The organism is Paracoccus sp. SCSIO 75233, from assembly GCF_027912675.1.
Lineage (GTDB): Bacteria > Pseudomonadota > Alphaproteobacteria > Rhodobacterales > Rhodobacteraceae > Paracoccus.
In genome coordinates this window covers 2,255,327-2,279,481 of record NZ_CP115757.1, presented here as the reverse complement: position 1 = coordinate 2,279,481, position 24,155 = coordinate 2,255,327, and the positions used below count along the sequence as shown (strand labels likewise).

Sequence of the window (24,155 nt, the reverse complement as noted above, 5' to 3'; positions counted from 1 at the left end):
CCGCTGACACAGGGCGTTCATCGGTCGCGCGTGTTTTTGTAATGGTGGGCGGGCCCAGAAATACCACGCAGGGATTTTCGACGCCGGCGACGATGTTGCGGTTCTTCTTGGCTGGCGTGGCAAATACAGCGGTTGGTTATTCGATTTACGCGGTTGCGGTGCTGATGGGGTTGCCGGCGCAACTGGCTCTGGCGGTTCAGTTCGTTCTTGGTTCGCTGTGGAATTTCCGCGTTCACGCGCGGCATGTGTTTCTGGTGCGTGGCTGGGACAGGCTTCCCGCCTATCTGGCCAGCTATTTGCTGCTTTATGCGGGCAACGCGCTGGCGCTCAGGCTGGTGATGGGGCAGGGGCTTGGCCCGCTTTTGGCGCAGCTGGTCGTGCTGCCGTTCGTCGTGGTCGCCTCGTGGTTGCTGATCGGACGGGTCATGGGCTTCCGTCGCGGGAAGGGCGCAGCATGAGTGGGGGTGCCGATACATTGTCAGCGGGGGGGGCGTCGCGGCGTTCTGGTCTGATCGCGGCTGGCGCGGTGATTCTGAGCCTGATCCTGCTGGCCAGCCTGTTCGGCCGGATCATGGATTACGATCTGCGCCGTGATGAATTCATGTTCGTCCCGCCCGCGGTTTTGCTGGGCGAGTACGAGCTTTACCGCGATATATTCTTCAACCATGTGCCATATTCGGCCTGGCTGTTTCGCGGCATGCATCTGCTGCTGCCCTCTTTCGGGCTACTGGCGGTCGCGCGGCTGACGGTATTTATGGCCTGGCTGCTGCTGCTCGGGTGCACTGGTTGGATCGGCTGGCGATTGACTGGATCAAGGCTGGTGGCGTTTTTCGGTCCCGCCGGGCTGATGGCGACAGATGTCTTTCTGGGCCAGACCGGTATGGTCGCGACGAACAACCTTCTGCCGTTGCCATTCGTGGTCCTTGGGCTTGGCCTGTTCGCGATTGCGCTGGCAGAGGGGCGGCCGACATTCTGGCCTCTGTTCGTCGCAGGGGTGTCGCTGTCAATCGCATGCGGTCTGAAGATCAGCGCCATCGCCTTTGTGCCAGCCGTGGCAATAGGCTGCTTTCTGGTGCCGCGCGAACTGACCTTCACTGAAAGGTTGCGTTTCCTTGTGTTGCCGGTCGGCCTGGGGGGCATCGTCGGTGCGCTGCCGCTGTTCTGGCTGGCCCTGACCCAGACAGAGCTGTTTTTCGCCCATATCGCAGGCTACCATACAGGTCCCCATGTCGCCTATTGGCAGGCAAACGCGGCGATGGAGCCGGGGCTTGCCCTGCGTGCAGCGCAAAAATTCCAGCTGGCGCTATCGGTCTGGTTCTTTGGTGCTGCGATGTTGTTGCTGTTCGTCACCATATTTTCGTGGGTGATGTCTCGCCGGGGTGAAAGCGCATCGGGCTGGCCGGGTCAGGCGGCTGTGGTGATCGCGGCTGTAACCATCAGTGCGGCGGCGTTCGGGTTTCTGCCAACGCCGGGGTTTCCGCAATATTATGCGGCGCCCTTGGCAGGATTGCCCATCCTGATCGCACTTTTCTATCGCCGTTGCGCTTCGGAAAACCGGCGCCATCTCGGCCTCGCAATGTCGGTTGCGCTGGTTTTGATGGTGTTCAGCGGCGGCACCCGCCTTGCGCTCGGGCTGAATGCGCTTCGCGACCCCGCCGGGTTTACGACTGCGAATGTTGTGCGTGGCGCGCAGGCGCTGCGTACTGCTTTTGCCGAAGCCGGGTTATCCGCTCAGGGGCCTGTGGCGACCCTGGCACCGATCTATCCGCTGGAGGCTGGACTGCGCATATACCCGGAATTTTCCGCCGGACCTTTTGGCTACCGTGTGGTACCCTACGCGGCACCGGAGGAGTTGACGCAGTTTGCCATCACCGGGCCGGACGGTGTGGAAACGCTGTTCTACGATGACCCGCCGGTCGCGCTGCTGACCGGTTTTGACGCCGTGCTTGATCAGGCTCTGGTCGATTATGCGCAAGCGAACGGATATGTGGCGCGCGCCTTCCCCCAGATCACCGACCGCTATGGCGAGGCGGTTCTCTGGCTCGCACCTACGAAAGACGCTGCTGCGACAACGGATGGAGGAGACGGATGAAAACGATCCTGTTGGCAGGCGGTCTCGGCTCCCGGCTGGCCGAGGAAACGGTGTCGATCCCCAAACCGATGGTTGAGGTGGGCGGACGTCCGATCATCGCGCGGGTGATGGATATCTACAGCCATTTCGGTCACAACGAGTTCATTGTGGCGGCAGGCTATAAATGCCTGATGCTGAAGAAATTTTTCTCCGATTATCACCTGATTGCCAATGATATCACGGTCGATGTCGATACCGGCGATCTGCGGCTGAAGCCGATTTCTTCCGGCGGCTGGAATGTCAGCGTTGTCGATACCGGCGCGCTGACCATGACCAGCGGGCGTATCCGCCGCCTGCGCGACTGGGTCGGGGACGAGACCTTCATGGTCACCTATTCCGACGGCCTGGGAAATGTGCAGATCGACCGGCTGCTGGAGTTTCATCGCCGCCACGGCAAGCTTGCCACCGTGACCGCCGTGCAGCCTCCGGCGCGTTTTGGCAATATGGAACTTGGGGAGAACGATCTGGTCAGCGCCTTCACCGAAAAGGTGCGCCGGTATGAAACCTGGATCAATGGCGGCTTCTTTGTGTTCGAGCCGGGGGTCTTCGACTACCTTGTCGACGATATGGAACCGTTGGAGCAATCCCCGATGGTCAATCTGACGGCGGACGCACAGCTGGTCGCGTTCAAGCATTACGGGTTCTGGCATCCGATGGACACGATCCGCGACCGAAATGCGCTGAACGAGGTCAGTGACCGGACCCCGCCGCCCTGGCTGGACTTTGATAACATCGCGACCGATGTGGCCTCCGCGCCTCGGGCGGTGATCTGATGAATATCGCCACCCAGGAAGAATGGCCCGCGCTGCGCGATGTCTTCGCCGGTCGGCGGGTGCTTCTGACCGGGCACTCGGGGTTCAAGGGTGGCTGGCTGACGCTGTGGTTGCATATGCTGGGTGCGGAGGTGCGCGGCATTTCGCTGGCACCGCAGACCCGGCCGGCGCTGTTCGATCTGGCGAGGGTGGCGGAAAGCTGCGACAGCCGGATTGCGGATATTAATGATCCGATGGCGCTGAGTGCTGCGGCAGCGGATTTCGACGCCGATCTGGTCATTCACATGGCGGCGGAGGCGATCGTCCGTGACAGCTACGACGGGCCGGTCCAGACCTTCATGACCAATGTCGTCGGCACCGCCAATGTGTTGGAGGTGGCGCGGCGTATCCCCTCTCTTCGGGGCATTGTCGTCGTAACCAGCGATAAATGCTATGAGAACAACGAATGGGATTGGGGCTATCGGGAGGTCGACCCGCTCGGTGGGTCCGATCCCTACAGCGCCTCCAAAGGCTGCACGGAACTGGTGGCGCAGGCCTATCGGCGCTCGTTCTTTCGCGATCAGGATGGGGCGCAGCTGGCCTCGGTCCGGGCGGGGAATGTCATTGGCGGCGGCGACTGGGCGCCGCACCGGCTGATCCCCGATATTGTGCGGGCCACTGCCGCCCGGCAGGAGACGCTGATCCGCAACCCCCGCAGCGTCCGCCCGTGGCAGCATGTGCTCGAACCTCTGGCCGGATATCTGGCCGTGGCCGCCGGTTTGCTGGGCGGAGACAGGGGGCGGATGGCCGGGGCGTGGAATTTCGGCCCGGATGCGGAGGCGACGGTGCCGGTCGGTCAGCTTTGCCGGATTTTCGCGCAGGAATGGGGTCCGGGCGCGCCGCGTTTCGCCTTCGGAACCGACGCTGCAGGTCCGCCGGAGGCCGGGCTGCTCAGGCTCGACAGCACAAAGGCGCGGCTGCATCTGGCCTGGCGACCGCGGCTGAGCCTTCAGACGGCTTTGCGGATGACAGCCGAATGGTATCGCGCGCATGCAGGCGGCGCCGATATGCGGCGCGTCACCACCGATCAGATCGCGGAATATGAAAGACTGATGGCGCAGTCGCCGGATTTGGAAATCGCAGGATAGGAAGCAAAGATGCGCGTGAATTATGGTCAGACCGTACATGGCGAGGAAGAGATCGAGGCGGTTGTGAAGGTCCTGCGCAGCTCGACCCAGATGGGCAGGCATGTGCGCGAGATGCAGGACAAGGTCGCGGCGCTGTTCGACAAGCGGCATGGGATAATGGTCAATTCCGGGTCATCCGCGAATTTCATTGCTGTGGCCCTGCTCGATCTGCCGGAAGGGGCGGAGGTGATCACCCCGGCGCTGACCTTCGCGACGACGGTTGGCCCGATTGTCCAGCACGGGCTGGTTCCCGCTTTCGTCGACGCGGCGGAAGGGACGTATAACACCGATGTCGGGCAGATCGAATCCATGATCGGGCCAAAGACGCGGGCCATCATGATCCCGTCGCTGATCGGCAACCTGCCGGACTGGCAGCAGATCGGCGAGATTGCGAAGAAGCACGATCTCAAGGTGATCGAGGACAGCGCCGACACGCTCGGCGCGACGATCGACGGGGTCAGCACGGGCGTGAATTCCGACATCTCGACCACCAGCTTTTACGGCAGCCATGTCATCAACGGCGCGGGCAATGGCGGGATGTTATGCGTGAACGACGATGATCTGGCACGCCGGGCGCTTCTTTTGCGCAGCTGGGGGCGGACCTCGTCCCTGTTTCAGGAGGGCAGCGAGGCGATTGAGAACCGCTTCAACGTGGAACTCGACGGGATTTCCTATGATGCAAAATTCCTGTTCGAGGAATTAGGGTATAATCTTGAGCCCTCCGAAATCAGCGCCGCATTCGGTCTGGTTCAACTCGGCAAACTGGACAACAATATCACAGCACGGGAGCAGAACTTCGCCCAGCACGAGGCGTTTTTCCGTGATTATGAAGACTGGTTCATCCTGCCCCGGCAACTGCCCAGCTCCCGCACCGGCTGGCTGGCTTTCCCGCTGACGCTGCGCGAGGACGCGCCCTTCAGCCGACGTGACCTGCAAATCTGGATGGAGGAGCGGGAGATCCAGACCCGCCCGGTCTTTACCGGCAATATCCTGCGCCAGCCTGCGATGAAGAAGATCACAGCGCGAACCCGGCCCGAAGGCTATCCGATCGCCGACACCGTGATGCGGGGCGGGATTCTGCTGGCCTGCCATCACGGGCTGGATCAGCCGCAGATCGACTATATGCACGATACCTTCCGCGATTTCGCCCGCCAATACAGTAAGGAGACGGTCTGACATGGTCGATCCCGTTGCATCCATCATGACGCATTGCCGGGCCTGCGGGTCTGACAGGCTGTTCCTGTTCCTGCCGATGGGCGATCATCTGCCAGCGAATATGCTGGTCCGGCCCGAGGATGCGGGCCAGCCGCAGCCGGGTTTTCCACTGAATTCGCAGGCCTGTCTGGATTGCGGCATGATTCAGGTCGCCGATCAGATCCCGGAGGGGTTTTTCCGCCATTATCTGTATATTCCCTCGGGTGCGGTCACGATGCATGGCCATTTTGAGGAACTGGCGCAGGTGCTTGTCGAAAAAGCCGAAGGTGGGCTGATTGCCGATATTGGCTGCAATGACGGGCTGATGCTGGGCTTTGCTAATCGGATGGGCGCAAAAACGCTGGGCATCGATCCGGCGGCCAATCTGGCCGAGCGTGCCGCGGAAAACGGGGTCGAGGTTCACGTCGCCTATTTCGGTCCCGAAACCGCAGACGAGGTGCGGGCGAAATATGGCCGCGCCAAGGTGATTTCGACGACCAACACGCTCAATCATATCGGTGATCTGGCCGGTTTCATGGACGCCATCGGTCGCTTGCTGACGGATGATGGCTGGTTCGTGGTGGAGGTGCCCTGGGGCCGCGATATTATCCGCACCAACCAGTTCGATAACATCTATCACGAACATCTGTCGGAGATGAGCCTCCGCTCGCTCGTCCGCATGGCGGAGCGGGCGGGGATGGCGGTTCAGCATGTGACCTATCTGCCGGTGCATGGCGGTTCGATGCGGGTTTTCATCCGGCGGGCCGACATGGTGACAGACCCAAGCGAGGAGGTGACAAGGATGCTCGCCGCTGAGGACGAGGCGGGCATGACCGAACAAGCGACGTTCGAGGGGTTTGCAGATCGCGCCCGAAAAGTCGGCGAGGAATTGCACGATCTTCTCGGCCGTCTCAAGGCAGAGGGGGCGAGCATCGCCGGTTACGGCGCGCCGGCCAAGGGCAATACGCTGCTGAATTTTTTCCGCATCGGGCCAGAGACGGTTGAATATCTTGTCGACCGCAACCCGCTTAAACAGGGGATGCTGTCGCCGGGGATGCAAATCCCGATCCATGACCCCTCCGTGATCGCCGAAAGGAAGCCGGATTACCTGCTCGTGCTGGCCTGGAATTTCTTTGATGAAATCCGCACCCAGCTTGCGGATTACGAAGCGGCCGGGGGTCGTTTCATCCTGCCGCTGCCCTTTCCGAAAATCGTGGAATAACCGGGGCGGATCGGGATAGTGGCACGCGTCGTCATCACCGGGGGGACCGGGTTCATCGGGTCGCATCTTGTTCGCGACTGCCTGTGCAGGGGCGATCAGGTCACAATATTTGCGCGGCCCGGTAGTGATCTGTGGCGTCTGCGTGATGTCCTCGGTCAGTTGCGGGTCGAACGGCTCGATTTTGGTGATCGGGCGACAATGGCGGCGGCGTTGCGGCGTGCCCGGGCGGAGCGGATGTTTCTGCTTGCCTCCGAAATCAGGTTTCGTGAGGGCGGGATGGATGGCCTGCCGGAAGCAATCGACCAGAACCTGCGCCCGCTGCACCTTCTGCTTCAGGAGATCGCCGCGCTCGATACGCCGCCCGACAGCATTGTGCGGGCCGGAACACTGGCGGAACTTGCGAAGGGGGATCCGGATTGTGAGCATCCCGACGGGGTTTATGGGCTGTCGATCCTCATCGGCACAAATATGCTGCGTATCTGGCGCGCGGAAAGCGGGATTCCAGCGGTCACGGCGCGGCTCGGTCTGGTTTACGGCGCGACCCAACCGACCAGTTTTTTCATTCCCTACGCGGTCAATCAGGCCCTGACGGGCAGGCTTGATCCGCCGCGGCAACCGATGGCGCAGCGCGATCTGCTGTATGTGTCGGACGCCGTTTCGGCGCTGCAACTCATCGCCGATCACGCGCCGGATTTGCCACCATCGGTCACTGTCTCGACGGGCAAACCGCATTGTCTGGCGGAGATCACGGAACGTATTGCGCGACTGACCGGACAACCTTTTGATCCGATTTCGGGCGACAGCAGCGCCCCCCGCAATATCGTTTCGGCACCGCCATCGCCGGAACTGATCGGATATGGCTGGCGCCCGCGCGTTCCGCTTGATGACGGGTTGCGTGAGCTTGTCGATTGGGAAACCCGGCGGCTGGCCCTGAACACTGCGAGTATCAGCCAATGACCATGATTTCAGTTCTCGTCCCCGCCTATAACGAGGAAGAAAATGTCCGTGCCTGTTACGACCGGATCGCTGCCGTGCTCGCGGGCCCGCCGGATTACGAGGCGGAGATCATCTTTACCGACAACCATTCGACCGACCGCACATTCGCAATTTTGTCGGAGATCGCGGCGGCGGATAAACGGGTCCGTGCCTTCCGGTTCTCGCGCAATGTCGGTTACCAGAATTCGGTCATGTTCGCCTATAAGGCGGCGCGTGGTGACTGTGCCATCCAGCTCGATTGCGACCTTCAGGACCCGCCGGAGTTGATCCCGCAGATGCTCGATCTGTGGAAACAGGGCAATCAGGTCGTCTACGGCATCCGCCGTAAGCTGCCCGACGGTCCGGTCGTGGCGACGCTCCGGCGCGGGTTTTACTGGCTTATCGACCGGATCAGCCCCGATGATCTGCCCCGCAATGCCGGGGAGTTCCGTCTGACCGACCGCCGGGTGCTGGACCAGATCCGGCTGAGCGAGGACCGCTCCCCCTATATGCGCGGCATGATCAGCGCCATGGGCTTCAAACAGGTCGGCTTTGAATATGATCGCGCGGCCAGAACGGCCGGGGAGTCGAAATTCCCGCTGAAGGCGATGATCTCTCTGGCCGTTGACGGCATGGTAAATCACTCCCTCGTGCCGCTCAGGATCGCATCGACCGTGTCGCTGATCGTGGGGCTGGTGACCTTCCTCGTGCTGCTCGGCTATCTGGTCGGCAAGCTGCTTTTCGGGCAGGACTGGCCCCCCGGCTTCGCGACGACCGTGATCCTGCTGCTGATGTCGATGACGCTGAATGCGATGTTCCTTGGCATTCTGGGCGAATATATCGGGCGCATCTTCATGCAGACCAAGAACATCAACGCCCCGATTGTGGAGGCGACGCTGAACGCCGATGCCAGCCCGGCGGAGCCTGTCGTCGCCCCGCCCGATATGGTCGCCGTCCGGCGATAGCGTGCTTCAGATATGCAGCGCGTGGCCCAGCCCGCGAAGTGCCGCCTCTTGCAGCCCTTCCGACTGGGTCGGATGTGCGTGGATCGTCGCGGCAATATCGTCGAGCGTGGCGCCCATCTCGATGGCAAGGGAAAACGCCGCCGAAAGCTCCGAGATACCCGCGCCGACCGCCTGAATGCCCAGCACGGCCTTATCCGCCTCGCGCCACACCACGCGGACGAACCCGTCCTCCCGCGTCGTCGTCATGGCGCGACCATTGGCCTGAAACGGGAACTCCGATGCCTTGGTCCCTTCCGCCCCCGGTAACGCACCGCAGGTCACGATTTCCGGGTCGGTGAAACACACCGCCGGCATGGCCAGCCGGTCCCAGCTTACATTCCGGCCCGCGACATGCTCTGCCACCATCTCGCCCTGTGCCATGGCGCGATGCGCCAGCATCGGCTCGCCGGTTACGTCGCCGATCGCATAAACCCCCCGCATGGAGGTGTGGCAGGCGGCGTTGATCTTGATAAACGGCCCGTTCATGGTCAGCGACAGCTCTTCGATGCGGATGCCGCCGGTACGGGGGCGTCGGCCCACGGTGACCAGCACCTTGTCGGCCGGAATCTCGCCGTCATCGGTCAGCAGCGCGCCGTTTTCATAGCCCTGCGCCTTCACCCCGGTTTTCACGGTCACGCCCAGATCTTTCAGCCGGGCCAGAACCGGGCGGGTCAGGGCTGCGTCGTATTGCGACAGAATGCGCTCCTCCGCCTCGATCACGGTAACCTCTGTGCCCAGCTTGGCGAAGGCCGTGCCGATCTCCAGACCGATATAGCCGCCGCCGACGACCGCCAGCCGCGCGGGCAGTTCCGTCAGCGCCAGCGCATCGGTCGAGGACAGGATCGGGCCACCAAATGGCAGGAACGGCAGTTCGACGGGGGCGGAGCCGGTTGCGATGACGATATATTCGGCCCGGATTCGCCGCGTCTCACCCCCGTCCGTGACCTTCACCGTCTTGCCGTCGATGAACTCCGCCTGTCCCTTGACCAGCTTTGTCCCGGCTTTCTTCAACAGCCCCGTCACGCCGCTGTTCAGCCGCTTGACGATGCCGTCCTTCCATTCGACCGTCCGCGCCAGATCAATCGACGGCGCCGCGACGGAAATGCCCAGAGGCCCCGTTGGCGCATGGGCGATATTGTAAAACTCATCCGCCGCATGGATCAGCGCCTTGGACGGGATGCAGCCGACATTCAGGCAGGTGCCGCCCGGCGCTTGCGGGTCGACCACCACGGTGTCGATGCCCAGTTGCCCGGCACGGATGCCACAGACATAGCCGCCCGGTCCGGCGCCGATCACCAGCAATTTACAGCTCAGATCGCTCATCTCAGCCCTCCACGAACAGCATGGCCGGGGTCTCCAGCAGGGTTTTCAGTTTCTGGACAAACACCGCCGCATCCCAACCGTCGATCACCCGATGATCGAAGGAGCAGGACAGGTTCATCATTTTACGCGGCTGGAATTGCTGGCCGTCCCAGACCGGGCGGATCGCCATCTTGTTGACGCCGACAATCGCCACCTCCGGGTGGTTGATGATCGGTGTGGTGACGATGGCACCCAGCGGACCCAGCGAGGTCACGGTGATCGTGCCCCCGCTCAGCGCCTCGCGCGGGATGGAGCCGTCGCGCGCCGCCTCCGCCAGTTCAGCCACCTGTCCGGCATTGTCCCACAGGCTGCCCGATTCCGCGTGATGGACGACCGGCACATTCAGCCCCGCCGGGGTCTGCGTTGCGATGCCGATATGCACGCCGCCATGCCGATGCACCACGCCTGCCTCGTCATCATAGCGGGCATTGATTTCCGGCTGCTCGCGCACCGCCTCGACAATGGCGCGCATGATGAAGGGCAGCATGGTCAGCTTGACCCGCTTGCCTTCATATTTCTTGTTGAGCGCCGCGCGAAGGTCTTCAAGCGCGGAGACATCGACCTCCTCGACAATCGTGATATGCGGAATACGTTCATTGGCCAGCGCCATTTTCTCCGCGATCCGGCGGCGCATGCCGACGACGCGAATTTCCTCGACCCCGGCATTCTTGCCGCGCGTCACGCCGCCCTGTTGAATCCCGCCGGAGGCGATGAACTGGTCCAGATCTTCATGGCTGATCCGCCCTGCCGGGCCGGTGCCGGGGACGTGGCGCAGATCAATCCCTTCTTCGCGTGCGCGCGCACGGACAGAAGGCGCGGCCAGCGGTTTCGTGCCGCGCGCCCGCGTCACCGGGGCCGCCTGTGGCTTCGCGGCAGGTTTCGCGGCGGGCTTCTTCTGGGCCGCAGCTTCCGGTTTGGCGGGTGCTGGCTCTGGGGTTTCCGGTTCGGGTGGCGTTTCCACCTTCGCAGGCTTCGGCTCTGCTGCAGGTGCTGCAGGTGCCGCAATCTCGTTGCCGTCGCCGTCAATCTCGATCCGTATCAGAACCGCGCCAACGGCGATCATGTCTCCGATCTCGCCGCCCAGATCGACCACGGTGCCGGAGACCGAGCTTGGCACCTCGATGGAGGCCTTGTCGGTCATGACCGCCGCCAGAACGTCGTCTTCCTGCACGACATCGCCGGGCTTCACATGCCATTCGGTCAGTTCGGCCTCTGCCACGCCTTCGCCAATATCCGGCAGGCGGATTGCATGAACCCCCATCTCAGCCCTCCATCACGGTTTTCAGCGCCGCGCCAACGCGGGCGGGGCCGGGGAAATAATCCCATTCCTGCGCATGCGGATAAGGTGTGTCCCAGCCGGTCACGCGAATGATCGGCGCTTCCAGATTGTAGAAACAAGCCTCCTGCACGATGGCCGACAGTTCCGCCCCGAAACCCGAGGTCCGCGTCGCCTCATGCACGATCACACAGCGCCCGGTTTTCTTCACCGATTCCTCGATGGCGTCGACATCCAGCGGCAGGAGTGTACGCAGATCAATGATCTCCGCATCGACGCCGGTTTCCTCTGCCGCGGCTTCCGCAACATAAACCATCGTGCCGTAAGCCAGTACGGTCACATCCTTGCCCTCGCGCCGGACCGCTGCCTTGCCGAGCGGCACAATCTCGTTCCCCTCCGGCACCTCGCCCCAGGGGTGCTTCTTCCAGCTTTCCACCGGCTTGTCGTGATGGCCGTCAAACGGGCCGTTATAAAGCCGCTTCGGCTCCAGAAAGATCACCGGATCGGGATCGGCAATCGCGGCGAGCAGCAGCCCCTTGGCGTCATGCGGGTTCGACGGCACCACGGTTTTCAGCCCCGAGCAATGGGTGAAAAACGCCTCCGGCGACTGGCTGTGTGTCTGGCCGCCGAAGATGCCGCCGCCCGTGGGCATGCGGATCACCAGCGGGCAGGTGAAATCCCCCGCCGAGCGGTGCCGGATCCGCGCCGCCTCCGACACGATCTGGTCGATGGCGGGATAGACGTAATCGGCGAACTGGATCTCGATCACCGGGCGCAGCCCGTACGCCGCCATCCCGATGGCGGTGCCGACGATCCCCAGCTCATTGATCGGCGCGTCGAAACAGCGCGACTTGCCGAATTTCTGCTGCAAACCGGCGGTCACCCGGAACACGCCGCCGAAATAGCCCACATCCTCGCCAAACACGACGACGCGGTCATCGGCTTCCATGGCAACCTCATGGGCGCTGCGCAGCGCCTCGATCATGGTCATTTGCGCCATCTCAGAACCCCGCTTCCTGACGCTGCCGGACCAGATGCGGCGGCATGGTCTCGAACACACCTTCGAACATGTCACGGGCCGACGGCGCCGTGCCCTGACCCAGCGTGCCATTCTTCTCGGCCGCTTTCTGCGCCGCCATGACCTCATCCTTGATCTGCGCTTCGGACTGGGTATGCCGCTCCTCCGACCAGGCACCGATGCGGATCAGATGCCGCTTCAGCCGGTCAATGGGATCACCAAGCGGCCACGCCGCCCCTTCCTCGACCGAGCGATAGGCCGAAGGGTCGTCGCTCGTCGAATGCCCGCCCGCGCGATAGGTCACATGCTCGATCAGCGTCGGCCCATGACCCAGCCGTGCCCGCTCCGCCGCCCATTTGGCAACGGCATGCACCGCCAGATAATCATTCCCGTCCACCCGGACCGAGGCGATGCCGAACCCGTGCCCCCGTGCGGCAAACGTCCCGACGCCGCCACGCGCGATCCCCTGAAAGGTGGAAATCGCCCACTGATTGTTCACGATGTTCAGCACCACCGGGGCGTTATAGGTCGAGGCGAACACCATCGCTGCGTGAAAATCACTCTCCGCGGTCGAGCCGTCCCCGATCCACCCCGCGGCAATCTTCGTGTCGCCCGCAATGGCCGACGCCATCGCCCAGCCCACGGCCTGCACGAATTGCGTCCCGAGATTGCCCGAGATGGTAAAGAACCCATGCTCCTTAGACGAATACAGGATCGGCAATTGCCGCCCATGCAGCGGATCTTTCTCGTTCGAATAGATCTGGTTCATCATCGTCTGCATCGGGTAGTCCCGCGCGATCAGCAGACCGGCCTGACGATAGGTCGGGAAATTCATGTCGCCCGGCTCAAGCGCCATGGCGAAGGCGCAACTGACCGCCTCTTCCCCAAGATGCTGCATGTAAAAGCTGGTCTTGCCCTGACGCTGCGCTGTCAGCATCCGCGCGTCAAAGGCGCGCAGCAGCATCATGTGCCGCAGCCCCTGCAACAACTCCTCCTGCGACAGTCCTTCGGCCCACGGGCCGACCGCCTCACCCTCCTTGTTCAGAACCCGGACGATGGAAAACGCCATCTCGCGAATATCGTCGGGATCGACATCGACAGGCGGGCGGTCCACGGCCCCGGCACGCGGGATCACGAAATCCGAAAAATCGGGCGTGTCACCGGGGCGGCAACCCGGTTCGGGCACGTTCAGCGACAGCGGCGGGGTCTTGGTCATGCGACGTTCCTTTTCGCGGCGTCCAGAATTTCTTTTACCATATCGCCGGCGATTTCGGTGGTGCTTCGACCCTCGTCATCGGCGCGTTTCAGCATTGCCTCGATCCTTGCGGCGATGCCTGACAGTCGTTCCTGCCGGTATCCCGGCCCGGCCTTGTGGATTTCGCCCGCGACGCTGATGATCCCTCCGGCATTGACGACGTAATCCGGCAGGTAGCGGATGCCGCGCTGGCGCAAAGATGTCGCGATGCCGGGATGGGCAAGCTGGTTATTCGCCGCCCCGCAGACCAGCTTCGCGGTCAGCTTCGGCACGGTTTCGTCATTCAGCACCGCCCCCAGGGCACAGGGCGCGAAAATATCCATCTGCTGCGCGAACACCGCCTCGGGCGCGATGTTTTCCGCGCCGAGATCGCGAACCGCGCGCGCCAAGGCTTCATTATTTATATCCGTCACCAGCAACCGCGCCCCGGCAGCATGCAGCTTTTCCGCCAGCGCGTAACCGACATGGCCCAGCCCCTGCACCAGCACGCGCCGGCCGCCCAGATCGTCGCTGCCGAACACATGCGCGGCACCGACCCGCATGCACTGAAACACCCCTTCGGCGGTAAATGGCGACGGATCGCCACTGCCATAACGCCCGCCTTCCAGCCCGACGGCATAGCCGGTTTCCGTCGCGACCTGCGCCATGTCATCGGGCGAGATGCCGACATCCTCCGCCGTGTAGTAGCGGCCATTCAGCGCCTCGATCGCCTGCCCGAAGGCGCGGAACATTTCCGGGCTTTTATCCTTGCCCGCATCGCCAAGGATGACCGATTTGCCGCCGCCAAGCCCCAGATCGGCCATCGCGTTCTTGCTGGTCATCCCCTCGGCCAGCCGCTGTACATCCTCGCGCGCCGCCTCCCAACTCGGGTAATCCCACATCCGGCAACCGCCCGCCGCAGGACCAAGCACCGTGGAGTGAATGCAGATCAGGGCCCGCAATCCGGCCTCAGGTGCCTCGACCCGGATCAGTCGCTCAAATCCGGCAGCGGGGGTTTCATCCGTCAGTGTCAGGGTCATGATACAGAATCCACATGGCAGCGTTTCTTCCAGCCTATATCCGGGCCTGTAGCGAAAACAGCCGCCGCACCCTTGGAAATCGCAGAAATTTTAGTGATATTCGCTCAAGTATAGCGGATAGACATATGAAAATCACCATAGACAGCATAGATCGCAGGATTCTCAGTGAATTGCAGCGGGACGGGCGCATCAGCCTGACCGATCTGGCAGAACGTGTCGGACTGTCCGCGACGCCCTGCAAACGCCGCGTTGCCCGGCTGGAGGAAAGCGGGATCATCAGCGGCTATCACGCCCGCGTCGATCCGGGGGCGAGCGGTTTCGGCATTACGGTTTTCGTGTTCGTGGAGCTGGAGCGTCAGCATGTCGATGCGCTTAAGGGCTTCCAGCGGGCCGTCGCCGGGTTCGCCGAGGTCGTCACCGGGACATTGATGACCGGCAGTCAGGATTTCGTGCTGGAGGTGGTGGTGGAAAGCCTCGACGAATATGAACGCTTCCTGCAAAACCGGCTGCTGAAGCTTGAGGGCATCCGGGCCGTCCGCTCCCGCTTCGCGCTGCGCAAATTCATCGACCGCGCCCGCATCCCCTGAGCCCGCCTGTGCTGCGTGACGGCGGCCCGGTGTACGCTCGGTGTACAGCCTGTGTACGCGCTGTGTACGCCCTGTGCGGGCCGGGATAAGGGGATTTGCGTGCCCTGTCGCCGGTGGCCAATTTATGCCGCTTATGGCGCGCCATGAATATAATTTCGCACCCCGGCGCCGATTTGCTACACTGCTGGGCGGGAGGAAATATGGCGCCGAAAAATCACGCCGATCTGGTGGCGGAGCGGTCTGCTTCGTCCAGTGCCGTCTCTGCGGTCGTGTCATCATGGCGCCGCTCGCTGGTGAAACACGGGCTCGATCCGGCGGAATCCCCACATGCCCAGCGGATGAGTTCGGCAGAGTTGAACGCGCTTCGCGACCGGCTCGGCCTGCTGCTGCATGTCGCCAATCCACAGCTCGATCAGCTCTTTGAATTGGTGGGCCAGCCAGGCTGTAACGTGCTTCTGACCGATGCCGGGGGCTGGGTGCTGGAACAGCGCGTGCGCGACGGCGATGCCCCGGAATTCAGCGATTGCGGCCTCAGCAACGGCCATGAGTGGTCCGAGGCCGCACAGGGCACGAACGGCATCGGCACCTGTCTGGCAGAGCAGCGGGTGCTGACCATCCGGCGCGACGAACATTTCCGCACCCGGAACACCTCGATGACCTGCATGGACGCGCCGATCTGGGGTCCGGATGGCAGGCTGATCGGCGCGCTCGATGTCAGTTCCGTGCGCACCGATATGCTCGACGGCTATATCCGGCTGATCGAGGCGCAGGTGGCCCAGACCGCGCGGATCATTGAAACCGCCCTCTTCCGCGCCAGCTTCCCCAAGGCGCGGATTATGCTGGCGGGCGAGGACGGTTCCAACCCCGCGGCACTCATCGCCGTCGACAAAAATGACCTCACCATAGGCGCAACCCGCGCTGCACGCCGTCTGCTGGGGCTGGCGCGGGAGGGGGAGATCAGCCCGCGCCCGGTGGCGGACCTTATGCATCGGGATGATGAGATGCGCGGCTTCGAGAAGGGTGAGAGGGCGGCGATAGCGCGCGCTTTGGCCCGCAGCAACGGCAATGTCACGGCAGCCGCCAAGGCGCTCGGGATCGGGCGGGCAACGCTTTATCGGCGCATGGCCCGGCTGGGGCTCGACCAAAAATAGCGTCCGACTGTCTCAGGGCTGAGACAGATGCCTCACCATGCGCGCGGCACCCCGATTGTCCGAATCTTCAGTTGCGACAAAATGACCCCTGATCGCCGGCGCGGGAGGCCGGTTGACACATGGAGGAAAAAATGGCCAACGATCAATCAGCCGAATTCAAGGGCGCGAATGCGGTCCCTTTCGCCAGCCGCTACGATAATTTCATCGGTGGCGAGTTCGTCGCGCCGCGTTCGGGACAATATTTCAACAATGTAACCCCGATCACCGGGGCCGAGGTGGGCGAGATCGCGCGCTCCAATGCCGACGACGTCGAACTGGCGCTCGATGCGGCGCACAAGGCGCGGGAGGCGTGGGGGAACAGTTCGACGACCGAACGCAGCAACGCGCTGCTGAAGATCGCCGACCGGATCGAGCAGAACCTGGAGAAACTCGCCATCGCCGAGACCTGGGACAATGGCAAGCCGATCCGTGAGACGATGGCCGCCGACCTGCCGCTGGCGGTCGATCATTTCCGCTATTTCGCCGGTGTCCTGCGCGCGCAGGAGGGCGGGATTTCGGAGATCGACCACGACACGATTGCCTATCACTACCACGAACCACTGGGCGTGGTGGGTCAGATCATCCCGTGGAACTTCCCGCTCCTGATGGCGACGTGGAAGCTGGCACCGGCGCTTGCAGCGGGCAATTGCATCGTGCTGAAACCGGCGGAACAGACCCCCGCCAGCATCATGGTTCTGGCCGAACTGATCGCGGATATCCTGCCGCCGGGCGTGCTGAACATCGTCAACGGCTTCGGGCTGGAGGCGGGCAAACCGCTGGCATCCAATCCCCGCATCGCCAAGATTGCCTTTACCGGCGAGACGACGACGGGCCGCCTGATCATGCAATACGCCGCCGAGAACCTGATCCCGGTGACGCTGGAACTGGGCGGGAAATCCCCGAATATCTTCTTCGAGGATGTGGCCCGCGAGGACGACGATTTCTTCGACAAGGCGCTGGAAGGTTTCGCCATGTTCGCGCTGAATCAGGGCGAGGTCTGCACCTGCCCGTCACGCGCGCTGATCCAGGAATCGATCTACGAGAAGTTCATGGAAAAGGCCGTGAAGCGGGTCGAGGCGATCCAGCAGGGCGATCCGCGCGCGCAAGGCACGATGATCGGCGCGCAGGCATCGAGCGAGCAGAAGGAGAAGATTCTCTCCTATCTCGACATCGGCAAGAAGGAAGGTGCCGAGGTGCTGACAGGGGGCGAGGCTGCCGATCTGGGGGGCGAACTGTCGAACGGCTATTACATCAAGCCGACGATCTTCAAGGGCACCAACAAGATGCGGGTCTTTCAGGAGGAAATCTTCGGTCCAGTGGTGTCCGTTGCCACCTTCAAGACCAAGGAGGAGGCTTTGGAGATTGCCAATGACACGCTTTACGGTCTCGGTGCCGGGGTGTGGAGCCGCGAGGCGAACACCTGCTACCGTGCCGGTCGCGCGATCAAGGCGGGGCGGGTCTGGACGAACTGCTATCACGCCTATCCAGCGCATGCGGCTTTTGGCGGCTACAAGCAGTCGGGCATCGGGCGGGAAAATCACCGCATGATGCTGGACCACTATCAGCAGACGAAGAACCTGCTTGTCAGCTACAGCCCCAAGAAGCTGGGCTTCTTCTGATATGCTGAAACCGGGCCGGGGCGATGCGTCCCCGGCCCGTGCCGTCGCCACAGGATCTGTCAGGGAGGAACATATGTCCACAGTCACTGCCACCCAAGCCGCGCTGGAGTTTCTGGATGAGATCGTCGCGGATCATGGTCCGGTCCTGTTTCACCAATCGGGCGGCTGCTGCGATGGCTCTTCGCCGATGTGCTACCCGGCGGGGGACTTCAGGATCAGTGAGCGTGACGTGAAAATCGGCGAGATCGGCGGCGCGCCCTTTTATATCTCCGCCAGCCAGTATGAGACGTGGAAGCACACCGATCTGGTGATCGATGTCGTGCCGGGGCGGGGCGGGATGTTCAGCCTTGATAACGGGCGCGAGAGGCGGTTTCTGGTTCGTTCGGATCTGTGCGTGTAAATGCCGCCTTTCTGGAGCGTAAACGCCGTGCAACTGACACTTAGTCGCCCATGACCTGCCTGTCATCGCCGTCGCGATGCCGGACAAGCTGCTCCTTGATATTCCTCAGATGGCGGGTGGACCGTTCCCGATCCTCATAAGCCACGAGATTGGCAAGCATGTCGATCACCGCGAGGAATGCGAAACGTGTCGATGTCGGGCGGAATATATTCTGCCCCTCCGGCAGGTCGACCGCCAGCAGCAGGTCTGAGGCGGCGGCAACGGGCGAGCCGCTCTGGGTCAGCGCAATGGTTGGGATGCCGCGTTCGCGCAGCATCTCGAAGCAGCGGACCAATTCGTCATTCCGACCCGTGAAGGAGGAGCCGAAGATGACCGCCCCCCGCTCCGCCGCGGCTGACAGCATTAGGTTCATGCCTTGATCGCTTGAGGCTGAAATCGTGCAGCCCAGCCTGAACAGCCGGTTCTGCAACTCGCTGGCGATGATGGTCGATCCGCCACCGGCGCCGAATGCGTAGATTATCCGCGCTTCGTTCAGCAGCGAGGCGGCTTTCGATATCGCGTCGAGGTCAAGGCTGTGATGCAGGTCGAACAAGGCGTTCCGAGCTTTGGTGACAATATCCTCCGCAACCTCTGCGGGCGTGGCGGTGATCGCCTCCGGCCGGAGATATCGCATGCCGACATAGGCGCTTCTGGCGAGCTGCAGCTTGAAGTCGGAAAACGATGCGCAACCCAGTCGGCGGCAAAACCGCGTTACAGTCGGCGGAGACACGCCAGCGCGGGCTGCGATATGGGTGATAGACGCATTGGTCGCGAAATTCAGATCCGCCAGGATGGAGTCCGCAAGCTGATGTTCGAGCGCGGAAACCAGCCCCGATTTCTGGGTAAGTGCGGCGATCAGATCCGGCGGGCCCGGCTTTTGGTATCCGTTCTTGATAGGGTCCGCCATTTTAGGGCTCATCCTGTAAATCCGATCGGCTTGAAAGACCCGGTGAAATGGCGGTTCAGCCTGAAAACGATATGAAATTGTTTTTTGTTACTGGTGTTATCTAGCCACGCGAAGAATGAATATTCCAGAAATTTCAGTATGATGACGAAAATTTTGTCACTTACGCGAGTGATGCGAGTGACCGGGTGCCGGGCTGAAATCCATATGGCGCGAACCTCCCCTGAGCCCGACGCCCGGTCGGTAAAATTAGGACGGGTCGAGATACTCGGTGATCTGTTCTGGAAAATCATTTTGCGGGGCAGATTGTCTCACAACCTGCGCCGCGCTTGCTGATCCACGAACGCCATGCATTAGTATTCAGCACCGTTTAGCGGGAAAACGAAACTTCGGGGGGAAGATGAGCAGTACAGCAGGGGGCCATGCAGGCTTTGATTACATTGTCGTCGGCGCTGGTTCGGCTGGCTGTCTTCTCGCTAATAGGTTGAGCGAAAATCCCGACAACCGGGTGCTGCTGCTGGAGGCCGGGAAACGCGATAATTATGCGTGGGTGCATATTCCCGTGGGTTATCTCTACTGCATCGGCAATCCGCGCACCGACTGGATGTTCCAGACCGCGCCCTCTGACGGGCTGAATGGCCGCAGCCTGCGATATCCGCGGGGCAAGACGCTGGGCGGGTCGTCCTCGATCAACGGCATGATCTATATGCGTGGACAGGCGCGGGATTATGATGGCTGGGCTGCGGCCACAGGTGAACCGGCCTGGGGCTGGCAGGCATCTCTGAAAGATTTCGTGCGGCACGAGAACCACTACCGACTGGATAATGGCAACGATCCGGTTACCGGGGACAACAGCCGTTTCTCTGATCTGCACGGTCATGGCGGGGAATGGCGCGTCGAAAAGCAGCGGCTTCGCTGGGATGTGCTGGACAGCTTTATCGAGGCGGCGGGTCAGAACGGCATCGCTCCCAGCGAGGATTTCAACAGCGGTGACAATGCCGGGATCGGGTATTTTGAGGTCAACCAGCGCGCAGGCTGGCGATGGAATACCTCCAAGGCGTTTCTGCGGCCCGCCCGGTCACGCAAGAACCTGACCGTCTGGACTGAAGCGCAGGTCGAAAGACTGATGCTGAAGCGTGACGATAATGGCCAGCTTCGCTGCACGGGCGTGGTGGTCAATCGGCGTGGGATCGGTCAGCAGGTTCCGGCCCGGGGCGAGGTGATCCTGTCCGCCGGTGCGGTCGCCTCACCCCAGATCTTGCAGCTTTCGGGTATTGGACCGGCAGCTTTGCTGAAGTCGCATGGTATCGAGCCTGTCGCAGATGCACCCGGTGTAGGGGAGAATTTGCAGGATCACCTGCAATTGCGCACGATATATAAGGTCTCCGGCGCGAAGACATTGAACACGCTGGCGGGGTCGCTGTTCGGCAAGGCGCGGATCGGGGCGGAATATCTGTTCCGTCGCACCGGGCCGATGAGCATGGCACCCAGCCAGCTTGGGGCGTTCACCCGGTCCGATCCCGACCGGCCGCACGCCAATCTTGAATATCACGTCCAGCCGCTGAGTCTGGAGGCGTTTGGCGGCAATCTCCACGATTTCCCGGCGATCACTGTCAGCGTCTGCGATCTCAACCCGACCAGCCGCGGACATATCCGCATTGCCTCGCCCGATTTCCGTGACCCGCCAGAAATCCAGCCGAATTACCTGTCCACCGATGAGGATCGCAAAACCGCCGCCGATGCGATCCGCCAAGTGCGCGAGATCATGTCGCAGCCCGCGATGACGCAATACACGCCTGAAGAATACAAGCCCGGACCAGATTTCCAGAGCGATGAAGAACTGGCAGAGGCTGCCGGAGAGATTGGCACAACGATTTTCCACCCCGTCGGGACCGTCCGGATGGGGCGGGCAGGTGACACGGAAGCCGTTCTCGATCCGCATCTGCGGGTCAAGGGTGTTCAGTCGCTGCGGGTCGTGGATGCGAGCATCATGCCCAGCATCACCAGCGGCAACACCAATTCACCGACCATCATGATCGCGGAGAAGGCGGCAGGCTGGATATTGGCTGGTGCCTGAGCCTGACGCTGCCGCAAGGCTTACCCGCAGGCGGCCAGCCAATCACGGATGACCTGCAAACTCTCCGGTTCGTCCAGCCACGGGATATGCGCCCTTCCCGGCACCTCGGCATAGATCCCATCGGGCCTCCGCCGCTGCATCTCCTCGTAGGAATCGCGGGAGAACAGTTCGGAATTCGCACCCCGGATCACGGCCACCGGGAACCCCGCCGTTGCATCCCAAAGCGGCCAGAGATCGGCGGGCTCTCCCTCGAAAGCAGCCATAAACGCCTCCCGCAAGGCCGGGTCGTATTTGATTTCCAGCCCGTCCGGGGTTTCGTAATAATGGCGCTGTGCGTCGTCCAGCCAGCGCCCCTCCGGCACGTTCTCAAAACCCTGCATGCTGGCGGGCAGTTTTGCGGCCAGTTCGGCATGGGTGGCTGACGCCGGGTTACGCCCGACATAGGCGAAAATATTCTCCAGCCCCGCACGCTCGATAACCGGGCCGACATCGTTCAGGCACAGCCCCGACAGCCGGTCATGCGCCGTTGCGGCCAGGAACAACCCGATCAGCCCGCCTCGCGAGGTGCCCAGAAGGGCGGCCTTCTCGATTTCCAGATGATCGAGCAACTGCACCGCATCCTGTGCCTCGCGCGGCACGGTGTAGCTGTCGGCCCCGGTCTGGTCGGACTGCCCGCGCCCGCGATAATCCATGCGGATCATCCGGCACCCGGACAAATGCGGCGCGACATAATCGAAATCGGCCATATTGCGGGTCAGCCCGGCGAGGCACAGCAGCGGCAACCCGCTCCCCTCATCCGAATAGGCCAGTTTCGCACCGTCATCAGCATTGAAAAACTTCGTCACCACACTCACCCTGGTCAAAATATCCCGGGGTCCGGGGCGGCGCCCCGGTCCGGCGTCAGAGATTTTCGCTCTGCGGCATACCCAAAACGTGATAGCCGCCGTCCACCATGACGATCTCGCCAGTGGTGCAAGCGCCCCAGTCGCTCGTCAACCAGACTGCCGTTCCGCCAATCGCTTCCAATGTGGCATTTGCCCGCAGCGGCGCGTTTGCCGCAGTGTGACGGTAGGTCTTGCGCGCCCCGCCAATGGCCGCACCTGCCAGCGTTTTCATCGGCCCGGGGCTGACTGCGTTCACCCGGATTCCGTCCGGGCCGAGATCGTTGGCAAGGTAACGCACGGTTGCTTCAAGCGCGGCCTTCGCGACCCCCATGACGTTGTAGAACGGCGTCACCCGGTTCGATCCGCCATAGGTCAGCGTCAGGATGCTGCTGCCCTCGGACATCATCGGATGGGCACGGCGGGCGACCTCGATCAGCGAGTAGCAGGAGATATCCAGCGAATGTTTGAAATTCTGCCGCGAGGTGTTCATGAACCGCCCGGTCAGCTCGTCCTTGTTGGAATAGGCGATGGCGTGGACCAGAAAATCAAGGCTGCCCCAGCGGTCGCTGATCTGCGCGAATGCCGCGTCGAGGCTGTCGTCATCGGTCACATCGACATCGACCAGAAAATCAGAGCCGACCGATTCCGCCAGCGGCTTCACCCGCTGCGCGAACATGTCGCCCTGATAGGAAAAGGCGAGCTCCGCCCCCTCTGCCGCCAGGGCACGCGCAATGCCCCAGGCGATCGAACGATCATTCGCGACTCCCATAACCAGTCCGCGCTTACCTTTTAAAAGATCGCCCATCACACCGTTCACTCCGCGTATTTTGACATCACAAGTGTCGCATTGGTGCCGCCGAAGCCGAAGCTGTTGGACAGGACGGAGTCGAATTCGACGTTATCCCTGCGGGCCAGCACAATCTCCTCGGGTTTCAACTCCGGATCGAGCTCCGTGACATTGGCCGAGGCGGCGATAAAGCCGTTCTCCATCATCAACAGCGAATAAATCGCCTCATGCACCCCGGTCGCGCCGAGGCTGTGGCCGGTCAGGGACTTGGTCGAGGCAATGGGTGGCGTGCTGCCTTCGCCGAAGATATTGCGGACGGCGCGGACTTCCCCGATATCACCGACCGGGGTCGAGGTGCCGTGCGCGTTGATATAGCTGATGCTGCGCCCCTCGGGCAGCGTGGCCAATGCGACGCGCATGGAACGCTCGCCACCCTCGCCGGAGGGCGCGACCATGTCATAGCCGTCGGAGGTCGCGCCATAGCCGGTGACTTCTGCATAGATTTTCGCGCCGCGCGCCTTCGCGTGCTCCAGCTCTTCCAGAACGACCACGCCGCCGCCGCCTGCGATGACGAACCCGTCGCGGGTCGCGTCATAGGGGCGGGAGGCGCTTTCCGGCGTGTCGTTATATTTCGACGACATCGCGCCCATTGCGTCGAACAGGCAGGACAGGGTCCAGTCCAGTTCCTCGCCGCCGCCCGCGAAGACGACATCCTGCTTGCCCATCTGGATCTGTTCGACCCCGTTGCCGATGCAATGCGCGGAGGTGGAGCAGGCGGAGGTGATCGAGTAGTTCACCCCCTTGATCTTGAACGGTGTGGCCAGACAGGCGGAGTTGGTGGAGGACATGCAGCGCGTGACCATGAACGGTCCCATACGCTTCGGCGCGCCTTTCTCGATCACGATCTGATGCGCGTCGAAGAAATTCGACGTCGACGGCCCGCCAGACCCCATGACCAGCCCGGTGCGCGGGTTGGAGACGTCGCTTTCCTCCAGCCCGGAATCTTCGATCGCCTGTTGCATGGCGATGAAATTATAGGCGGCACCCGGTCCCATGAAGCGCAGGTTGCGCTTGTCGATATGGTCCTCAAGCACGATTTCCGGCTTGCCGTGAACCTGGCTGCGGAAACCATGCTCCGCATATTCCGGCGCGAACACGATGCCGGAGCGACCGGCTTTCAGGCTTTCGGTGACTTCTGCGGCATTATTGCCGATGGGCGAGACGATCCCCAGCCCGGTGATGACGACGCGGCGCATAAACGCTCCCTTTCCGT

General features: G+C 62.3%; 22 protein-coding genes. 13 read left to right on the top strand and 9 right to left on the bottom strand.

The genetic code is table 11. The annotated features are described in order from the left end of the window. The first annotated feature begins 41 nt into the window (after window positions 1–41). From PAF12_RS11045 to PAF12_RS11010, 8 genes are read left to right on the top strand one after another with little or no spacing between them, the layout of a single operon-like run. The gene (locus PAF12_RS11045) at window positions 42–458 is read left to right on the top strand and encodes a GtrA family protein (protein WP_368045136.1); all 417 of its coding nucleotides are present in this window, start codon (window positions 42–44) and stop codon (window positions 456–458) included. Next, window positions 455–2,092, top strand: a complete 1,638-nt coding sequence (locus tag PAF12_RS11040; protein ID WP_271106990.1) for a hypothetical protein — start codon at window positions 455–457, stop codon at window positions 2,090–2,092. The genes PAF12_RS11045 and PAF12_RS11040 overlap by 4 nt, the downstream gene beginning before the upstream one ends. Then, on the top strand, window positions 2,089–2,904 hold the full coding sequence (rfbF, locus tag PAF12_RS11035; RefSeq protein ID WP_271106989.1) for a glucose-1-phosphate cytidylyltransferase: 816 nt from the start codon (window positions 2,089–2,091) through the stop codon (window positions 2,902–2,904). The genes PAF12_RS11040 and rfbF overlap by 4 nt, the downstream gene beginning before the upstream one ends. Next, window positions 2,904–4,031 carry a CDP-glucose 4,6-dehydratase gene (gene rfbG / locus PAF12_RS11030; RefSeq protein ID WP_271106987.1) on the top strand — a complete coding sequence of 376 codons (1,128 nt, stop codon included), beginning with the start codon at window positions 2,904–2,906 and terminating at the stop codon, window positions 4,029–4,031. Before rfbF ends, rfbG begins: the two co-directional genes overlap by 1 nt. Window positions 4,032–4,040: 9 nt before the next feature. Then, complete coding sequence (locus tag PAF12_RS11025) at window positions 4,041–5,246, top strand: DegT/DnrJ/EryC1/StrS aminotransferase family protein (protein ID WP_271106986.1); 1,206 nt, start codon at window positions 4,041–4,043, stop codon at window positions 5,244–5,246. 1 nt (window position 5,247) lies between these two features. After that, complete coding sequence (locus PAF12_RS11020; RefSeq protein ID WP_271106985.1) at window positions 5,248–6,486, top strand: class I SAM-dependent methyltransferase; 1,239 nt, start codon at window positions 5,248–5,250, stop codon at window positions 6,484–6,486. Between the two features lie 18 nt (window positions 6,487–6,504). Continuing rightward, window positions 6,505–7,443 (top strand): NAD(P)-dependent oxidoreductase, encoded by a 939-nt coding sequence (locus tag PAF12_RS11015; RefSeq protein ID WP_271106984.1) that lies wholly within the window; start codon window positions 6,505–6,507, stop codon window positions 7,441–7,443. Continuing rightward, window positions 7,440–8,426, top strand: a complete 987-nt coding sequence (locus tag PAF12_RS11010; RefSeq protein ID WP_271106983.1) for a glycosyltransferase family 2 protein — start codon at window positions 7,440–7,442, stop codon at window positions 8,424–8,426. The genes PAF12_RS11015 and PAF12_RS11010 overlap by 4 nt, the downstream gene beginning before the upstream one ends. A gap of 6 nt (window positions 8,427–8,432) precedes the next feature. Here PAF12_RS11010 and lpdA read toward each other — a convergent pair whose 3' ends face one another. The 5 genes from lpdA to PAF12_RS10985 are packed head-to-tail and all read right to left on the bottom strand — an operon-like array spanning window position 8,433 to window position 14,395. Then, window positions 8,433–9,788 (bottom strand): dihydrolipoyl dehydrogenase, encoded by a 1,356-nt coding sequence (gene lpdA / locus PAF12_RS11005; protein WP_271106981.1) that lies wholly within the window; start codon window positions 9,786–9,788, stop codon window positions 8,433–8,435. A 1-nt stretch (window position 9,789) separates the two neighbouring features. Beyond that, window positions 9,790–11,088, bottom strand: a complete 1,299-nt coding sequence (locus PAF12_RS11000; RefSeq protein ID WP_271106979.1) for a dihydrolipoamide acetyltransferase family protein — start codon at window positions 11,086–11,088, stop codon at window positions 9,790–9,792. A 1-nt stretch (window position 11,089) separates the two neighbouring features. Then, entirely contained in the window at window positions 11,090–12,103 is a 1,014-nt protein-coding gene (locus PAF12_RS10995) for an alpha-ketoacid dehydrogenase subunit beta (RefSeq protein ID WP_271106978.1), read from the bottom strand. A 1-nt stretch (window position 12,104) separates the two neighbouring features. Then, complete coding sequence (locus PAF12_RS10990; RefSeq protein ID WP_271106977.1) at window positions 12,105–13,337, bottom strand: 3-methyl-2-oxobutanoate dehydrogenase (2-methylpropanoyl-transferring) subunit alpha; 1,233 nt, start codon at window positions 13,335–13,337, stop codon at window positions 12,105–12,107. Next, entirely contained in the window at window positions 13,334–14,395 is a 1,062-nt protein-coding gene (locus tag PAF12_RS10985; RefSeq protein WP_271106976.1) for a Glu/Leu/Phe/Val dehydrogenase dimerization domain-containing protein, read from the bottom strand. The genes PAF12_RS10990 and PAF12_RS10985 overlap by 4 nt, the downstream gene beginning before the upstream one ends. A gap of 125 nt (window positions 14,396–14,520) precedes the next feature. Here PAF12_RS10985 and PAF12_RS10980 point away from each other — a divergent pair, with 125 nt between their 5' ends. The 4 genes from PAF12_RS10980 (at window position 14,521) to PAF12_RS10965 (ending at window position 18,191) form a co-directional block, all read left to right on the top strand. Further along, window positions 14,521–14,982, top strand: coding sequence for an Lrp/AsnC family transcriptional regulator (locus PAF12_RS10980; RefSeq protein WP_271106974.1), 462 nt, complete (start codon window positions 14,521–14,523; stop codon window positions 14,980–14,982). Between the two features lie 200 nt (window positions 14,983–15,182). Further along, a complete protein-coding gene (locus tag PAF12_RS10975) occupies window positions 15,183–16,133 on the top strand; it encodes a GAF domain-containing protein (protein ID WP_271106972.1) in 951 nt (316 codons plus the stop codon). A gap of 131 nt (window positions 16,134–16,264) precedes the next feature. Further along, window positions 16,265–17,791, top strand: coding sequence for an aldehyde dehydrogenase (gene adh / locus PAF12_RS10970; protein WP_271106971.1), 1,527 nt, complete (start codon window positions 16,265–16,267; stop codon window positions 17,789–17,791). A 73-nt stretch (window positions 17,792–17,864) separates the two neighbouring features. After that, window positions 17,865–18,191 (top strand): DUF779 domain-containing protein, encoded by a 327-nt coding sequence (locus PAF12_RS10965; protein WP_271106970.1) that lies wholly within the window; start codon window positions 17,865–17,867, stop codon window positions 18,189–18,191. Between the two features lie 40 nt (window positions 18,192–18,231). Here the strand turns inward: PAF12_RS10965 and PAF12_RS10960 are convergent, their stop codons facing one another. Beyond that, window positions 18,232–19,137 (bottom strand): MurR/RpiR family transcriptional regulator, encoded by a 906-nt coding sequence (locus PAF12_RS10960; RefSeq protein ID WP_271106969.1) that lies wholly within the window; start codon window positions 19,135–19,137, stop codon window positions 18,232–18,234. Between the two features lie 397 nt (window positions 19,138–19,534). On the opposite strand from PAF12_RS10960, the gene PAF12_RS10955 reads away from it, so the two are divergent. After that, on the top strand, window positions 19,535–21,211 hold the full coding sequence (locus PAF12_RS10955) for a GMC family oxidoreductase (RefSeq protein WP_271106968.1): 1,677 nt from the start codon (window positions 19,535–19,537) through the stop codon (window positions 21,209–21,211). A 20-nt stretch (window positions 21,212–21,231) separates the two neighbouring features. Here PAF12_RS10955 and PAF12_RS10950 read toward each other — a convergent pair whose 3' ends face one another. The 3 genes from PAF12_RS10950 to fabB are packed head-to-tail and all read right to left on the bottom strand — an operon-like array spanning window position 21,232 to window position 24,138. Then, window positions 21,232–22,056 (bottom strand): alpha/beta fold hydrolase, encoded by an 825-nt coding sequence (locus tag PAF12_RS10950; RefSeq protein ID WP_271106966.1) that lies wholly within the window; start codon window positions 22,054–22,056, stop codon window positions 21,232–21,234. Window positions 22,057–22,111: 55 nt separating this feature from the next. Next, the gene (locus tag PAF12_RS10945; protein ID WP_271106965.1) at window positions 22,112–22,900 is read right to left on the bottom strand and encodes an enoyl-ACP reductase; all 789 of its coding nucleotides are present in this window, start codon (window positions 22,898–22,900) and stop codon (window positions 22,112–22,114) included. Between the two features lie 8 nt (window positions 22,901–22,908). Then, window positions 22,909–24,138, bottom strand: coding sequence for a beta-ketoacyl-ACP synthase I (fabB, locus tag PAF12_RS10940; protein ID WP_271106963.1), 1,230 nt, complete (start codon window positions 24,136–24,138; stop codon window positions 22,909–22,911). Window positions 24,139–24,155 lie beyond the last annotated feature (17 nt).

Bases quoted from the DNA above. Each gene is read 5' to 3' on its own strand.
- PAF12_RS11045 (WP_368045136.1), top strand. From the start codon at position 42: ATGGTGGGCGGGCCCAGAAATACCACGCAGGGATTTTCGACGCCGGCG.
- PAF12_RS11040 (WP_271106990.1), top strand. From the start codon at position 455: ATGAGTGGGGGTGCCGATACATTGTCAGCGGGGGGGGCGTCGCGGCGT.
- rfbF (WP_271106989.1), top strand. From the start codon at position 2,089: ATGAAAACGATCCTGTTGGCAGGCGGTCTCGGCTCCCGGCTGGCCGAG.
- rfbG (WP_271106987.1), top strand. From the start codon at position 2,904: ATGAATATCGCCACCCAGGAAGAATGGCCCGCGCTGCGCGATGTCTTC.
- PAF12_RS11025 (WP_271106986.1), top strand. From the start codon at position 4,041: ATGCGCGTGAATTATGGTCAGACCGTACATGGCGAGGAAGAGATCGAG.
- PAF12_RS11020 (WP_271106985.1), top strand. From the start codon at position 5,248: ATGGTCGATCCCGTTGCATCCATCATGACGCATTGCCGGGCCTGCGGG.
- PAF12_RS11010 (WP_271106983.1), top strand. From the start codon at position 7,440: ATGACCATGATTTCAGTTCTCGTCCCCGCCTATAACGAGGAAGAAAAT.
- lpdA (WP_271106981.1), bottom strand. From the start codon at position 9,788: ATGAGCGATCTGAGCTGTAAATTGCTGGTGATCGGCGCCGGACCGGGC.
- PAF12_RS11000 (WP_271106979.1), bottom strand. From the start codon at position 11,088: ATGGGGGTTCATGCAATCCGCCTGCCGGATATTGGCGAAGGCGTGGCA.
- PAF12_RS10995 (WP_271106978.1), bottom strand. From the start codon at position 12,103: ATGGCGCAAATGACCATGATCGAGGCGCTGCGCAGCGCCCATGAGGTT.
- PAF12_RS10990 (WP_271106977.1), bottom strand. From the start codon at position 13,337: ATGACCAAGACCCCGCCGCTGTCGCTGAACGTGCCCGAACCGGGTTGC.
- PAF12_RS10985 (WP_271106976.1), bottom strand. From the start codon at position 14,395: ATGACCCTGACACTGACGGATGAAACCCCCGCTGCCGGATTTGAGCGA.
- PAF12_RS10980 (WP_271106974.1), top strand. From the start codon at position 14,521: ATGAAAATCACCATAGACAGCATAGATCGCAGGATTCTCAGTGAATTG.
- PAF12_RS10975 (WP_271106972.1), top strand. From the start codon at position 15,183: ATGGCGCCGAAAAATCACGCCGATCTGGTGGCGGAGCGGTCTGCTTCG.
- adh (WP_271106971.1), top strand. From the start codon at position 16,265: ATGGCCAACGATCAATCAGCCGAATTCAAGGGCGCGAATGCGGTCCCT.
- PAF12_RS10965 (WP_271106970.1), top strand. From the start codon at position 17,865: ATGTCCACAGTCACTGCCACCCAAGCCGCGCTGGAGTTTCTGGATGAG.
- PAF12_RS10960 (WP_271106969.1), bottom strand. From the start codon at position 19,137: ATGGCGGACCCTATCAAGAACGGATACCAAAAGCCGGGCCCGCCGGAT.
- PAF12_RS10955 (WP_271106968.1), top strand. From the start codon at position 19,535: ATGAGCAGTACAGCAGGGGGCCATGCAGGCTTTGATTACATTGTCGTC.
- PAF12_RS10945 (WP_271106965.1), bottom strand. From the start codon at position 22,900: ATGGGCGATCTTTTAAAAGGTAAGCGCGGACTGGTTATGGGAGTCGCG.
- fabB (WP_271106963.1), bottom strand. From the start codon at position 24,138: ATGCGCCGCGTCGTCATCACCGGGCTGGGGATCGTCTCGCCCATCGGC.